The organism is Colwellia sp. KS18-150 (assembly GCF_057551365.1).
In genome coordinates this window covers 1-14,243 of the sequence record NZ_BAAJMC010000017.1, presented here as the reverse complement: position 1 = coordinate 14,243, position 14,243 = coordinate 1, and the positions used below count along the sequence as shown (strand labels likewise).

Genomic DNA, 14,243 nt, shown 5'->3' with positions numbered 1-14,243 from the left:
CACCAATACGATTTTGAATATTAACGAGACGAGGGGCCATAAACTACTCTCGGTGATAAGGGTGGTTAGTATTGACGCTCCAAGCTCGATATAAACTTTCGGCAATAAGGATCCTTACCATAGGGTGAGGTAAGGTGAGCGACGAAAGAGACCATTTTTGCTCGCTAGCTTTAATACAAGCAGGAGATAAGCCTTCAGGGCCACCAACGAGTAAAGCAACATCTCTGCCATCAAATTGCCAACGCTCTAGTTGTTTGGCAAGTTGTGGTGTATCCCAAGGTTTACCTGTGACTTCTAAAGTGACAATGCGGCTACCTTTGGGAATAGCGGCGAGTAATTGCTCACCTTCTTTGTCTAAAATGCGAGTGATATCGGCATTTTTTCCTCGTTTACCTGCAGAAATTTCGACTAAATCAAAGCTTAAATCACGAGGGAATCGTCGAGCATATTCACTAAAACCTTGGCTAACCCATGCAGGCATTTTCGTGCCTACGGCATATAAAGTTAATTTCATAAATAAATTTATTGCGCCTTTAGTGAAAGCAAAGAGAGATTATTCTTCAGCCCAAAGTTGTTCTAGGTTATATTTATCACGTTGTTCATCAGTCATCACATGAACAATAATGTCGCCTAAGTCGACTAAAGACCATTCACCAATGTCGTTACCTTCAATACCTTTTGGCTCGCAACCTTGTGCTCGGCACTCTGTGGCTACTGATTGGGCGATTGATTTTACATGACGATTAGAGTTACCTGAGCAGATAATCATATAGTCAGCAAAACTGGCTTTATCACTAATGTTTAGGGAGATAATATCTCGACCTTTCATGTCTTCAAGTTTTTCTATTACAAATGCGTTAAGGGCGTCGGTTTGCAAGGTGTTCTTCCTATATTTTACAATGAGTTAAGCGTGCGTTCTTGGTGCTTGATACTTTCTTTACAGATTAAGTAAAACACAATCGTCGAATATTAACATTATTTCGTCAATAGGTTAACGATAAAGCGCATTTTTGTTGATAAATTCTAATACTTGGCTGTTAAGCAAATGTTGGCAGCTTTTTTTATTGGCAAGTCGAGTGCGAATGTCGGTAGATGAAATATCTAAATTGGTTTTTTCAATGTAGTCATCAGGTAGCTGATGCTTTGCATTGTGTTGAGTTTTTTCTTGTGTCGTGGGGACAAAAATAATGCCGCCACTATGTTGGGTGTTTAATCTCGATAAGTCACTAATTTTGTGCTTTTCAATTAACGACACGGTATCGTTATCAAGTTGAGTTAATTGATAATTAGGCCTGACGTTCACCACTAAATGACAAAAAGATAATATGTCTTGGTATTGATGCCACTGGGTGAAAGTGACTAATGAGTCAACGCCAATAATAAAAAATAATGTCTGCTCTGGATAGCTTTGTTTTAATGATTTTATCGTATCTATTGTATATGTGTTGCCACTTCGCTCAAGCTCGCGGGTGTCGCATTGAAAAATATCGACTTCATCACAAGCTATGCTAACCATCTCCGAACGTTGCTCAGCACTGAGATCTGGGCTTGATTTATGGTAAGGAATACTGGCGGGAATAAACAAAATTTTATCAAGGTCGAGATATTTTGCCACCACTTTAGCCGGCTCAGTGTGGCCAAGGTGAATAGGATCGAACGTTCCCCCTAATATACCAATGCCTTTTGGCTTAACTGTATTCATAGTTAAGTGAAAAGTGCTGCGTCGTTTCCCCTTGATATAGGGTAACGCAGAGATCGGCTAATAAGATAAAACTATTAAATTCACTGCTAGATTTAGTTAATAAATCAATATCGGCTAAACGTGACATGGCTCGTTTAACGTTAGCAAGGCTAATGTGGGTAAGGGCATGTTGATATAAAGGCTTTCGCTTATCCCAAATTCGGTATTCTTTAAATAAATCAGCGTGTGACATGCCTGTATTGAGTTTACTCAGCATGGCATACAATTGGTTTATTTCTTTATGGAATACCCAGATTAACTGGGCAGCAGCGGTGCCTTCTTGTTGCATTCTATCTAACATGGTGATGCACTTTTTAAAGTTACCTTGTAGCAAAGCATCGATAATTTGAAATGGATTAAATTTGGCTTGATTAATCACCAAGTGCTCAGCATCACTGAGACTGATTTGTTGATTAGGCGGAAATAACAACGCTAGTTTTTGCAACTCTTGCTCTAATGAAGGTAAGTTACCTTCAAATAGCTCAATTAATAGCAAAGACAACTCTGAAGATAAATTAAGCTGTAAGCTTCTTGCTTGTGTTTGTAACCATCGAGGAAGGCTCTTAGCATCTAAGTCATAAAGAGGAAGGTAACAGCCTGATTGACTGAAATTTTTAAACCATTTTCTATTAGCGCTAGGGCCATCAAGTTTAGGGCCGTGAAAAATAAATATAACATCTTGTAATGATGAGTTTTTTTCAATTATCTCACTAAGGGCAAGTAATGACTTATTACCTTTATCGCCAATTTTAATGCTAGTGAATTCAACTTCAATAATACGCTGACTAGCAAATAAACTCATAGACTGATATTCATCCATGAGTTGCTGCCAGTCAAAATTATTATCACAACTAAAACGAATTAATTCACTAAAACCTTGTTGTTGAGCATGGCTTTTAATGGTCGCTAAACTATCATTTTTTTGCCAAGGCTCATCACCAAAAACCAACCACACAGGTTTAAATCCTTGATTTAATGTTTGTGATAATTGGTTATGATAAATTTTCATCTAGGTTGTTTACCGTTGTATTCTCGCCATATCGCGTAAAATTTTATCTGCAGCTGATTTTCGCATTTCACTTAATAGTAACGAGAGTTCACGCGATTTCGCCAGTGCTAAACTAGGATCGTCTTGATAGTCTCTATTAAGCTCAAAACGGTAATCTTGCGGCTCTTCATTATTAAACCTAAGTTGGTAATGCACCGCATAAATTAATTCGTATTCAGCCACTTGCCCGTTTTGAAACACTGACAAGGTACGTCTATCAAGCTTATCAGACATAATACGCAGCTCAGGTGCTTCAACCGTTTTTTGTCTTAGCACCTTAACTTGATTATGCGTTAAATGCTGCTTAACTAAGCGGGTTAATTCACCGTGTACATCACTTGAGCTAACATATAAGGTTTGCAGCTCATCGCTAAGTAAATAGTCCCCTCTAAGCTGAAAACCACAGCTAGATACTAGGCCAGTAAGGCATAGTATCAGAGCTGTTTTTTTTAGCTGAGCGCCAGTGAATAAAGCGGCTAAATACTTACTAAGCATATTAGTTAGCCACAATGTTGAGTAATTTACCCGGTATATAAATTACTTTACGTATTGTTTTACCGTCAGTAAATTTAACAACGCCGCTATCTGCTAAACCTATTTCTTCTACCACTTCTTTACTGGCGTCGGATGCAACGGTAATTTTTGCTCTCAGCTTACCGTTAACTTGCACAATGATAAGTTTTTCATCTTCAATTAAGGCGCTTTCATCAACGATTGGCCATTGAGCATCTTCAACTGAGTCATTGTTTGAGCCGATTTGTGACCATAAATAGTGACACATGTGCGGTGTAATAGGCGTTAACATTAATACGACGGCTTGAAGCGACTCAAGCATTACTGCTTTATCTTCATCCGTAGTCATAGGTGCTTTGCTTAAGTGATTCATCAATTCCATGATAGCAGCAATAGCTGTGTTAAAGGTATTTCGACGACCGATATCATCCGTTACCTTGCTGATGGTTTTATGTAACTCACGGCGCAGTTTTTTCTGATCTGAATTTAATTTAGCCGTTTTACTATCTAACGTTAGGTCAGAGTTAGCTTCAATAAAGTCATTAACAAGCTTGTATACACGCTTAACAAAACGATGCGCACCTTCAACACCCGCATCAGACCATTCTAAGGTTTGCTCTGGTGGCGAAGTAAACATGATAAATAAACGTACGGTATCAGCACCGTATTTTTGAATCACTTCTTGTGGGTCAATACCGTTATTCTTCGACTTAGACATTTTGCTCATGCCCGCTGAAATAACAGCTTCACCGTCTGTTTTACTTGTAGCTGTTGTCACTTGACCTTTATCGTCACGTTCTACGCTAACATCACTTGGTGCAATCCATTCTTGTGCGCCATTATCGGCTTCACGGTAATAAGTGTCTGCTAATACCATGCCTTGACATAGTAGCTTTTTGTATGGCTCATCACACTCAACTAGACCAACATCACGTAATAATTTATGGAAGAATCGTGAATAAAGTAAGTGTAAAATCGCGTGCTCGATACCGCCAATATATTGATCAACCGGTAACCAATAATTCGCTTTTGCGGGATCTAACATTTGGCTGTCATCATTTGGTGAACAATAACGTGCGTAATACCAAGAAGACTCCATAAAGGTGTCAAAAGTATCTGTTTCACGTAATGCATCTTCACCGTTATAAGTCGTTTTAGCCCACTGTGGGTCGTCTTTTATTGGTGAAGTAACACCGTTCATGACAACATCTTCAGGCAATACTACTGGCAGTTCACTTTCTGGAACTGGAACAGACTCGCCATTAGCTAAGTTAATCATTGGGATTGGTGTACCCCAGTAACGTTGGCGTGATACACCCCAGTCACGTAAGCGAAAGTTAGTTGTTACTTTACCTTTGTTTTCACTGATTAATTTATCGCTAACCGCTTTAAATGCTTGTTCAAAGTCTAAGCCGTCAAAGTCACCTGAATTGATTAATTTGCCTTTTTCAGTCAGTGCTGCTTTAGTAATATCATCGCCTTCTTGTCCTTCAATAACTTGCGTGATGGCTAAACCGTATTTAGTGGCAAACTCATAATCACGTTGATCATGACCTGGAACCGACATAACCGCGCCTGAGCCGTAATCCATCAATACAAAGTTTGCAGCCCAAACCGGTACTAATTTTCCGGTAAGTGGGTGAATAGCTTTAAGGCCAGTATCAACACCTTTTTTCTCCATAGTCGCCATATCAGCTTCTGTGGTTTGGTTGCCTTTACACTCTTGGATAAAATCCGCTAACGCAGGATTCTCAGCAGCAGCTGTTAACGCTAAAGGGTGTTCGGCAGCAAGTGCTACATAAGTCACACCCATTAAGGTGTCTGGACGAGTAGTGTAGATATCAAAGCTTTCTTTTTTACCTTCAACTAAACCGTCTACTTCAAAGGTCATTTCAACCCCTTGAGAGCGACCAATCCAGTTACGTTGCATGGTTTTTACTTGCTCAGGCCAATCCGTTAACTGGTCTAAATCGTCAAGTAACTCTTGTGCGTAATCAGTAATTTTAATAAACCATTGAGGGATTTCTTTTTTCTCAACAATTGCGCCTGAGCGCCATCCGCGACCATCAATAACCTGTTCGTTAGCGAGTACCGTTTGATCTACCGGATCCCAGTTTACCGTTGCGTTTTTCTTATACACTAAACCTTTTTCATAAAGCTTGGTAAAAAACCATTGTTCCCAGCGGTAATAATCTTGTTTACAGGTAGCTAACTCTCTGTCCCAGTCGTAACCAAAGCCTAAAGATTTAAGCTGGTTACGCATGTAATCTATATTTTGATAAGTCCATTTACCCGGCGCGCTTTTATTTTTAATCGCGGCATTTTCAGCAGGTAATCCAAATGCATCCCATCCCATAGGCTGCATTACATTTTTACCTTGCATGCGCTGATAACGAGAAATTACATCACCTAAACTGTAGTTACGTACATGACCCATATGCAGACGGCCACTTGGGTAAGGGAACATGGCTAAGCAGTAGAATTTTTCTTTGCTTTCATCTTCTATCGCTTTAAAAGTATTGTTGTCAGTCCAAAATTTTTGCACTGTTGCTTCAATTGCTTGGGGATTATAAATGGCTTCCATTAATGGTTTCTCGAACGCTAATTTGGGGTGTTATTTCGTTGGTTTTCGCGGTTTTGTTGTTTACAAAGGCGAGTAAAAAACGCAATAAACTTGAGTTTAAATTATCGCGATAGAATACCTTATCTAACCCTGCAACAACAAGCTTAATTACTGATTTTGTCTATACTTAATAGTAGTAAGTTAAAAACAATAAAAAGTTGCGCAATAAGGAAAGGGTTATGACCGAGAAAAAACAATATTTAATGCAAATATATCAAAACCTTAATGCTTGGCTCAATGAAGCTAAAGAAATACAAAAACCTAAAGTAAATGAATTGCTTAAACAGACGAAATTGTATGGCGAAGCGCTTGAGCAAATGTCGGAAGAAAAACTAAGGCAATTTATCAGCAATATGCGCCATGATTTACATGACTTTTATCAACTTAATCAATCACAAGCAAAACACTCACTCTACTTAGGGTTACTTAATGAATCATTATGGTCAACGCTTGCGCAATTAACAGACAAGTCGCAAGTAGAATGGGCAGAATTAGTTGATGATTTTGAACATGATGGACTCTATCATACCGGCGATATTATTGGCTTTGGCGAATTAGCTTGTCAGCAGTGTCAAGAAACCATAACAGTAATGCACGCTAGTGAGTTAGGTGTTTGCGCAAATTGCGGTGGTGAGGAATTTAGTCGTTTACCCCTTAGCCCTTGATTTTATTGTTTTTGCCCTGATATTGTTAGTACAGCGTATAGCAGTTACACTTATACGGACTGCTAAAATAGTATTCGTATTTAACGTATGTTTTCTCAAGGATCTTCATGACTACACCGTCAGTTTCAGAATGTAAACTTATCCCGTCTCAACTTAGCTCAACCATATCAGCACAATTATTTTCTCAATCAGAAAGTGCCAGTACGATAAAACAAGGTTTTGTTGGCCATGAACGTGCCAAAGAAGCACTTGAGTTTGGCTTGGCTATGTCTGCAATTGGTTTTAATGTGTTTGCCATGGGAGAGCATGGTACCGGAAGACAAACCTTAATTAAGCAAATGCTCACCAGCTTAGCTAAAGAGCAACCAACTCCGCCAGAGTGGTGCTACATTAATAATTTTGATGAAACTCACGCGCCATATAAATTGTACGTGAATCCGGGAGATGGCAAGCAGTTGTTATCTCGAATGAATAAGTTCATTGATGAATTGATGGATTTGTTCCCTGAAATATTTGATAACCCAGGTTATCAACGTCAAAAGTCAGCCATTGATCGTGAATTTAATAAAAAGTATGACCAAGCGATTGCCGCGGTTGAAGACATAGCACTTAAAAATAATGTTGCCTTGTACGAAGAAAATGGCGAAGTAGGGTTTTCACCTTTGGTTGATGGCAAACCATTAAATGATAAAGAATTTGCTAATATTGATGAGCCAGAAAGAGCTAAGTTTTATCAATTATTAGCTGAGCTTGAAAATGTATTAGCCGAGCAGTTACTTGAATTACCGCTTTGGAAACGCATCTCTTCAGATAAGATGCGTAAACTGAAATATGATACCGCTGAGCAGGGAATTACTCCTTATTTAAATGAGCTTGAACAAGAGTTTTCTACTAATAATGGCGTATTGAAATATTTAGCTAAAGTAAAAACTCATATTGTTGATGCGGTATTAGAAATTTTAGTCACTGAAGAAGAAGACCCTGTTAACGATAAAGACCTACGTAAATTAATGGTGGAGCGATTCCTCCCGAACCTACTAGTACCGCGTGATGTTAGCGATGGTGCACCTGTTGTTTATGAGCAAAACCCAACCTATCAAAATTTATTTGGTCATGTAGATTTTGCCAGTTTTCAAGGAGGAAGTTATACCAGCTATCGTTTAATTCGCCCCGGCGCACTTCATAAAGCAAATGGTGGCTACTTACTGCTTGATGCCGACAAATTGTTAACACAACCTATGGTGTGGAGCCGATTAAAGCTGGCGTTAAAAACTGGACAAGTGACCATAGAAAACCCTTATTCAGAGTTAAGTCAACCGGGTGCTTACAGCCTGCAACCTGAAAAAATCCCACTGCAAGTGAAAGTGATTTTGCTTGGAGATGCAGAGATTTACTACACCTTACAAGACTATGATCAAGAATTTACTGAGCTATTTAGAGTATTAGCAGATTTTGATCGCCACTTAACCAAAACCGATGAAAACTTAGTGGCTTTTAGCAACTTGATTCGTCAACGCGCGTTTAAAAATAACTACCCTGAGCTTGATGACCAAGCGGTACTTGAACTGGTTCGTTACGCATTAAGACGAGCAGAACATCAACATAAGATTTCAGCCAATATTGTACAAGTGAATGATTTATTAGATGAAGCGAATTATTGCTGGGGCAAGGCAGGAGCAAACGGTAACCTGACAGCAGAGCACATAGCATTGGCGTTGGCGGCTAAAAAGCGACGCATAGGACGACTAAGTGAAACTTGGTTAGATGAAATAAAAGAGCAACAAGTACTGATACACACTGACGGTAAGTTTGTTGGTAAAGTTAACGGTCTAACGGTATTAGAAATTGGTGATAGCGTATTTGGTACGCCTGCACGGATTACTGCCACCGTTTATGCCGGCAGCCAAGGCGTTACTGATATAGAACGAGAAGTAGATTTAGGTAAATCTATTCATTCAAAAGGTGTGCTGTTATTAACAGGGTATTTGGGACACAAGTACGGGCAGAATTTTCCGGTGAGTATATCGGCCAATATTGCTATTGAACAATCTTACGGACATATTGATGGCGATAGCGCCTCCATGGCTGAGCTATGCGCATTGATATCTGCGGTTACCTTATTACCTATTGAGCAGGGTATTGCGATTACTGGCTCTATTAATCAACACGGCGAAGTGCAATCTATTGGCGGTGTAAATGAGAAAATAGAAGGCTTTTTTCAACTGTGTAAAGATAAAGGTTTAACGGGTAAGCAAGGGGTAATTATCCCGAAAACTAACGTGGTGAATTTAATGTTAAACCATGAAGTTATTTCGGCCGTTGAAGAAAATATGTTTGCTATTTATGCTGTAGAAAGCATTGATCAAGCGTTAGAGCTGTTAATGGCAAATAAAGCCGGTGAGCTTAGTAAAACGGGTAGATACCCACGTAAATCGGTACATGCTTTAGCCCTTGAAAAATTAGAAAAATTTGCTGAAATACTTGATGGCGGTGAAGAAGAGTAGCCGTTTTCTTCTGGCGAAGCGTTAAAACTAAGGTAAGTCTGATAACGGGCTACGCACACCATTAGCGCCGTGCTCAATAACATGGGTGTAAATTTGCGTAGTGCGCAAATCACTATGGCCCAATTGTTCTTGCACGGTGCGAATATCTGCTCCACGCTGTAATAAATGAGTCGCAAATGAATGCCTCAAGGTATGGCAAGTTACATTTTTTTCTATGTTAGCCTTTTTTGCAGCTTGTTTAACCACCTTTCGAATTGCCGTTTCATTAATATGATGTCGCCTAAGCGCATTGAACTCTGGATCAATACTGAGTCTTTTTGAGGGAAATAAGTAATGCCATCCCAACTCATTTCTGGCGGTAGGGTACTTTCTACTTAATGCAAAAGGTAAATAGACGCCCTGATAGTCTTCATTTTCAACATCCATATTAAAAAGTAATTCAACAAAGCTAATTTGCATTTTTAATGGCTCTACAAGCTCTTTAGCTAAAGTGACACAACGGTTTTTTGCTCCTTTTCCTTGCCAAATACGAACAGCGTAGTGATCGAAATCGATATCTTGCACGCGTAAGCGTACAGCTTCCATTAAGCGCAGACCGCTTCCATACATCAGTTGGCAGATTAATCTAAAGTTAGTATTAATTTGCGAGAGTAACTTTGCTACTTCATGCTGTGTTAGCACAACAGGCAGCTTTTGTTGGATGTGACTTTTATTAAAATTAAGCTCGAAAGTTAGTTCATTTTTAATAATACTCTTATACATAAATGCGAGTGCATTTAGTGCTAAGGCTTGAGTTTTAGGAGCTACATTTGACACGTTAGCAAGGTGAGAAAGGAAAGCTTCAACTTCACTGTTGTGACAACTATTGGGATGGCGTTTATCATTAAATATAATAAATGCTTTTATCCAAAAAAGATAAGATTCAATAGTGCGTTTTGCATACCTTTTAGTCCACATTTCTTCCTGAATATAAGTTAGAAAAGGAGAGTTTAAATTATCCATAATAAATTTCTCGGTGTACTGTTTATTTATACAGTATAGCTGTGTTTCCTCCTTTTTGCCAATAAAGAGGATTATTTCTCGCTTTCATCATAATGGTACATATGAACTATTTGTAAGGTGTTGTGGATAATAGATAAATAACGTATCTTTAGATTATAAAATGTAGAAAGCGAGATTTTTTCCTTGTTTAAAGCGAGAAAATTTCCTTCTAATAAGTTGTTATATTTACAGGAAATAGTTTGGCGGGTGCACTCATACTTTTATTACTGATAGCCCTTTATTTTATTTCAGTAAAGTTGCTTTGGTTTGCTTTTCGTTCAAAAAATTGGCCGGTAACGACAGGGACTATCGTTGAATCCAAAGTCAGAAAAGTGGACTTCTCGGATGATGTACATTACGAGCCAGTCATCAAGTATAAATTTAAGGTAAGATCTTATCCTGTTGTATGTGATAACGTTACATACAAAAGTTTCACTTCATTTTTAAGTGAAAACGAAGCTCTAGTTGAAACAGCTAAATATCAAGTTGGTGATGAAATTAAGGTTTATTATCATCCTTTTAATTACTATGAAGCTGTTCTTGTTCCGGGCTTATCAAAAAGACAAACAGGGTTAATTGTTGCTGTTATCGTTATGAGCCTTTTTTTAGTGGCGTTATACTCTTCAGTAATGTAAATATAACAAGCCAATTCAAAGGACAAAAAACAGCTGGTTTTGCTCCTTCGTCGCCAATTTTAACCAGCTATTTTATTGCCTCTGATTGGGGCGTTAGGTGTTAATTTATAGGTGTTCAATGAATATTTTTAACTGGAAAGGGTATTTTTTCGTAATCCTTGCCTATGAATTGTGTGCTGTAATTTATCTTGGACTTTACAATGAAGTACCATTTAACTTTAATACTATTGTAAATTGGTTTTCTATTGTTGGTTTGTGGGGCTTAGTATATGAAAAGGGTATTTTAACTAGGCAATTATGGTTGGTTATTTTTTGGTTCTCTATTTTAACTTTATTGCATACGTGGTTACTAAGGCCATTTCTACTCTATTCAGCAGTACATGATCATATAACTGTTGTTAAAGTATTAGCTTTTTCTTTACCATCTATATTACTGCCTTGGGCATTGTTTAAGTATTCAAGCAATAACAATGTATTGTGGGAAAACACCTAACAAGGCACTTAAACGGAACTAAAACAGTGGGTTAGGTTTCGCTTCGCTACACATTATAACCCACTTTTTTAGTCCGCTTAGTGCGGCGTTAGCTTGCTAGTTGAACCTCGAAGCATGAGAATTACGAAACAATGGATGTTATTAAAAAGATTGCGATAGGAACAAAGATTTTAGCAGAACGAGGTGGAGTAAGCCCAAGTAATAGTTACCATTATGTTCGTTTACAAATTACAGTGTTTTTTATTTATTTCCTCTCACCAGTTTTGTTCTACGGGTTATTTTATTTTGACGTGCCTGATGACGTTTTTATTTACTCTTGTATTATTATGGCCTTAGTTTTAGATTATATTTCAGGTAAACTTATTAAAAATATCGACTTACATAAGTCATATCCATACAAAGAGTTTAAAGATTCTGTCTTGCTAGTTAATGTACTTTATATTTTTGCAATTCTTCTCACTGTATTGTTTATCCTGTTTATCGCAAGCTAACAAGCCAATCAAGTGGGACTGCTAAAGCATGGCTCAGTTCCACTTCGTTTCACAGTATAGCCATGCGTTATCAGCCCCTTATTGGGGCGTTATATGCAATGCGAAATAATTCATACCGAGTAAGGCTTAAGCCCAAAGTAAAATTTAAATTAGCAATCCTAGGTATTGTGCTCGTATCAACGTTATCTTTGGTGTTGTGGCTTTTTATCAGCTCAGATTTATATAGCTCCAAAGATGAATTCAACTTTGAGTCAACATTCTTAATTGAGCCTATTAGCGTTCGTAAAGCAGGAAAGTTTCCTCATTACAACCTAGCCAGATTTAAACTCCCGACCAATGAGTTTCACGAAACTTCTGTAAACTTAGATATGGCTGTAAATGGAAAGTATTGTTTTAGTCGGGTTCATAAAAATGGTAAGTTTATAAAATATCAGGTTGTAGCTGTTGAAAATTGCATATAACAAGTTGCTCAAGCAGGACTCGTAACAGTTGGCTCGGTTCCGCTTCGCTTCACATTTTAGCCAACAATTACTCGCCTCTTAGCAAGGCGTTAGTAGTGTCAAATATTTATGCGTAAATTCACAGTTTTGGTTCTTATATCTTTATTGTTTTCTTGTGCTCAAAACAATTCCAATATTTTGGAAAGAGGTTTTGAAGATGAATTAGAATATGATGGAATACAATTTTTAATTTCAGGCCCATGGAAAGAGCCGGGATCTGAATACGGTTTTTTTATTAGTGATAGTACTATTCAAATATCGCAGACTTTAGCTTCCAATGAAATTCAGAACACAACGATTGAGGTAGCAAACTGCTTACCTGTAAAAGCTGCGGTAATCAGTTTAAAAAAAGCGATTACAGATACGTTGGAAATAACGAAAAACACATCTGATATTGAGGTAATAACCACTGATGGTAACTTTTATTCTTTAGCAGTTTTAAATGGCTACTCTGGTGATATTACGCTTGAGGGTGGCGAAAGCGTTAGATTCCATAGCCCGTGGATAAATGCAGCTTTAAACATTAAAAAGCAAATAGGTTTGTGTGAAAACACTACTAACAAGTCGTTAAAGCAGGACAAATAACAGTTGGCTTTTGCTCCTGCGTCGCTTATTTTAGCCAACATATTATTTGCCTCTTAACGAGGCGTTATGCGTCAGCCTTAAGTCAATGAAATTTATTTTTCGCGGTTGGTGTTTTACAAAGATTATTGCGCTTGCTGCTTTTCCTTTGTCTTGGTAACTTAAGTGACAAACATTCTGTTTCAGCTTTTGGCTAAACAGTTTCTCGCCAAACTAGTTTTGGTGATAAACGCCACTTTTTAAGTAGTGGCTCAAAATTCATGGTTTGGTGGTAAAAGCTGAGTGTGAGTTTTTTAACTCTACCGAAGAGCTGCCATTAAATCTTATATAAATTGCGTTGCTTGTGGTCATCACAACCAACGCATAACAAGGCGCTTAAACGGAAAAATTACAGTTGGCTGCGGCTCGTGCCTCGCGCATTTTAGCCAACCGCATTTTTCCGCTTAGCTTGGCGTTATGCGTCAGCCTTAAGTCAATGAAATTTATTTTTCGCGGTTGGTGTTTTACAAAGGTTATTGCACTTGTTGCTTTTCCTTTGTATTGGTAACTTAAGTGCCAAATATTCTGTTTCAGCTTTTGGCTAAACAGTTTCTCGCCAAACTAGTTTTGGTGATAAACGCCACGTAAATTATGTGGCTCAAAATTCGTGGTTTGGTGGCAAAAGCTGAGTTTGAGTTTTTTAACTCTACCGAAGAGCTGCCATTAAATCTTATATAAATTGTGCTGTTTGTGGTCATCACAACCAGCGCATAACAAGGCGCTTAAACGGAAAAATTACAGTTGGCTGCGGCTCGTACCTCGCGCATTTTAGCCAACCGCATTTTTCCGCTTAGCTTGGCGTTATATGTTTTTCAGGATCGGTGTGCACCATAGATGAGTCAAACTTTTAAATATCAAACACCACCATGGGGAGCTAAACTCATATGTTTTTCTTACTTTATTGTTTCAATAGTATTACTGGTAACTTTCTTTACCTATGAACAATGGGCTGAAGGTTCACCTCAAGCTCTAAAGTACGCTTTTTTAATTTTGGGTGCGGTGTTTTTATTCGCGTCTTTAAAAACAAAAAATTGGCGTGGCTGGGTTTACTTTTCTGCGGATGCTAAAGGGTTGTACTTTCCACAAGAAAGTAAATCTAAAATTCAATCTTTTCATCACGTACCATGGAGCAATGTCGGCGACATTAAAAATGAAATCGTATACGGCAGTGTGAGAGGAATATCAATTGAGTTAAGTCTTTCACGTCAAGATCTTGATTTATATTTTGGTAAAGTTGCTCTTACAAATAAAATTTTGGGGTTTAATCAAAAGCGAGGAGAGTACTTTGTCATCGCTTATGCTAATAATGCGTTTCAAAGAGTTAGTGACGTTGTACAATCGCTAAATAAAATTAAGCGCACAAACATA

At 38.1% G+C, this 14,243-nt stretch carries 15 protein-coding genes; 8 read left to right on the top strand and 7 right to left on the bottom strand.

What is annotated here, in order from left to right; all coding sequences use genetic code 11:
* Positions 1-43: 43 nt before the first annotated feature.
* From rlmH to leuS, 6 genes are all read right to left on the bottom strand, one after another.
* On the bottom strand, positions 44-514 hold the full coding sequence (gene rlmH / locus AC27IF_RS15915) for a 23S rRNA (pseudouridine(1915)-N(3))-methyltransferase RlmH (protein WP_487055326.1): 471 nt from the start codon (positions 512-514) through the stop codon (positions 44-46).
* 39 nt (positions 515-553) lie between these two features.
* Positions 554-877 carry a ribosome silencing factor gene (gene rsfS / locus AC27IF_RS15910; RefSeq protein WP_487055325.1) on the bottom strand — a complete coding sequence of 108 codons (324 nt, stop codon included), beginning with the start codon at positions 875-877 and terminating at the stop codon, positions 554-556.
* Positions 878-991: 114 nt separating this feature from the next.
* Entirely contained in the window at positions 992-1,702 is a 711-nt protein-coding gene (gene nadD, locus AC27IF_RS15905; protein WP_487055324.1) for a nicotinate-nucleotide adenylyltransferase, read from the bottom strand.
* Positions 1,689-2,750 carry a DNA polymerase III subunit delta gene (gene holA / locus AC27IF_RS15900; RefSeq protein WP_487055323.1) on the bottom strand — a complete coding sequence of 354 codons (1,062 nt, stop codon included), beginning with the start codon at positions 2,748-2,750 and terminating at the stop codon, positions 1,689-1,691. The genes nadD and holA overlap by 14 nt, the downstream gene beginning before the upstream one ends.
* Before the next feature lie 9 nt (positions 2,751-2,759).
* A complete protein-coding gene (locus AC27IF_RS15895) occupies positions 2,760-3,284 on the bottom strand; it encodes an LPS-assembly lipoprotein LptE (protein ID WP_487055322.1) in 525 nt (174 codons plus the stop codon).
* Position 3,285: 1 nt separating this feature from the next.
* A complete protein-coding gene (gene leuS / locus AC27IF_RS15890) occupies positions 3,286-5,886 on the bottom strand; it encodes a leucine--tRNA ligase (RefSeq protein WP_487055321.1) in 2,601 nt (866 codons plus the stop codon).
* 218 nt (positions 5,887-6,104) lie between these two features.
* Between leuS and AC27IF_RS15885 the strand changes: the two genes are divergently transcribed.
* Positions 6,105-6,590 (top strand): zinc ribbon-containing protein, encoded by a 486-nt coding sequence (locus tag AC27IF_RS15885; RefSeq protein WP_487055320.1) that lies wholly within the window; start codon positions 6,105-6,107, stop codon positions 6,588-6,590.
* A gap of 107 nt (positions 6,591-6,697) precedes the next feature.
* Positions 6,698-9,094 carry a Lon protease family protein gene (locus AC27IF_RS15880; protein ID WP_487055319.1) on the top strand — a complete coding sequence of 799 codons (2,397 nt, stop codon included), beginning with the start codon at positions 6,698-6,700 and terminating at the stop codon, positions 9,092-9,094.
* Between the two features lie 27 nt (positions 9,095-9,121).
* Here AC27IF_RS15880 and AC27IF_RS15875 read toward each other — a convergent pair whose 3' ends face one another.
* Positions 9,122-10,096: an integron integrase gene (locus tag AC27IF_RS15875; protein ID WP_487055318.1), complete on the bottom strand. Its 975-nt coding sequence runs from the start codon at positions 10,094-10,096 to the stop codon at positions 9,122-9,124.
* Between the two features lie 239 nt (positions 10,097-10,335).
* Between AC27IF_RS15875 and AC27IF_RS15870 the strand changes: the two genes are divergently transcribed.
* From AC27IF_RS15870 to AC27IF_RS15845, 6 genes are all read left to right on the top strand, one after another.
* Positions 10,336-10,770 carry a DUF3592 domain-containing protein gene (locus AC27IF_RS15870; RefSeq protein ID WP_487055317.1) on the top strand — a complete coding sequence of 145 codons (435 nt, stop codon included), beginning with the start codon at positions 10,336-10,338 and terminating at the stop codon, positions 10,768-10,770.
* Between the two features lie 118 nt (positions 10,771-10,888).
* The gene (locus tag AC27IF_RS15865) at positions 10,889-11,263 is read left to right on the top strand and encodes a hypothetical protein (RefSeq protein ID WP_487055316.1); all 375 of its coding nucleotides are present in this window, start codon (positions 10,889-10,891) and stop codon (positions 11,261-11,263) included.
* Between the two features lie 131 nt (positions 11,264-11,394).
* A complete protein-coding gene (locus AC27IF_RS15860; RefSeq protein WP_487055315.1) occupies positions 11,395-11,754 on the top strand; it encodes a hypothetical protein in 360 nt (119 codons plus the stop codon).
* A gap of 98 nt (positions 11,755-11,852) precedes the next feature.
* Entirely contained in the window at positions 11,853-12,215 is a 363-nt protein-coding gene (locus AC27IF_RS15855) for a hypothetical protein (RefSeq protein ID WP_487055314.1), read from the top strand.
* 108 nt (positions 12,216-12,323) lie between these two features.
* Positions 12,324-12,839, top strand: coding sequence for a hypothetical protein (locus AC27IF_RS15850; protein ID WP_487055313.1), 516 nt, complete (start codon positions 12,324-12,326; stop codon positions 12,837-12,839).
* 870 nt (positions 12,840-13,709) lie between these two features.
* Positions 13,710-14,243, top strand: a 534-nt coding sequence (locus tag AC27IF_RS15845; protein WP_487055312.1) for a hypothetical protein, incomplete at its 3' end; no start/stop codon positions are given.

Coding starts and splice junctions, on each gene's coding strand:
- AC27IF_RS15880 (WP_487055319.1), top strand. CDS start 6,698: ATGACTACACCGTCAGTTTCAGAATGTAAACTTATCCCGTCTCAACTT.
- rlmH (WP_487055326.1), bottom strand. CDS start 514: ATGAAATTAACTTTATATGCCGTAGGCACGAAAATGCCTGCATGGGTT.
- AC27IF_RS15885 (WP_487055320.1), top strand. CDS start 6,105: ATGACCGAGAAAAAACAATATTTAATGCAAATATATCAAAACCTTAAT.
- AC27IF_RS15860 (WP_487055315.1), top strand. CDS start 11,395: ATGGATGTTATTAAAAAGATTGCGATAGGAACAAAGATTTTAGCAGAA.
- leuS (WP_487055321.1), bottom strand. CDS start 5,886: ATGGAAGCCATTTATAATCCCCAAGCAATTGAAGCAACAGTGCAAAAA.
- AC27IF_RS15895 (WP_487055322.1), bottom strand. CDS start 3,284: ATGCTTAGTAAGTATTTAGCCGCTTTATTCACTGGCGCTCAGCTAAAA.
- AC27IF_RS15855 (WP_487055314.1), top strand. CDS start 11,853: ATGCGAAATAATTCATACCGAGTAAGGCTTAAGCCCAAAGTAAAATTT.
- AC27IF_RS15850 (WP_487055313.1), top strand. CDS start 12,324: ATGCGTAAATTCACAGTTTTGGTTCTTATATCTTTATTGTTTTCTTGT.
- holA (WP_487055323.1), bottom strand. CDS start 2,750: ATGAAAATTTATCATAACCAATTATCACAAACATTAAATCAAGGATTT.
- AC27IF_RS15865 (WP_487055316.1), top strand. CDS start 10,889: ATGAATATTTTTAACTGGAAAGGGTATTTTTTCGTAATCCTTGCCTAT.
- AC27IF_RS15875 (WP_487055318.1), bottom strand. CDS start 10,096: ATGGATAATTTAAACTCTCCTTTTCTAACTTATATTCAGGAAGAAATG.
- nadD (WP_487055324.1), bottom strand. CDS start 1,702: ATGAATACAGTTAAGCCAAAAGGCATTGGTATATTAGGGGGAACGTTC.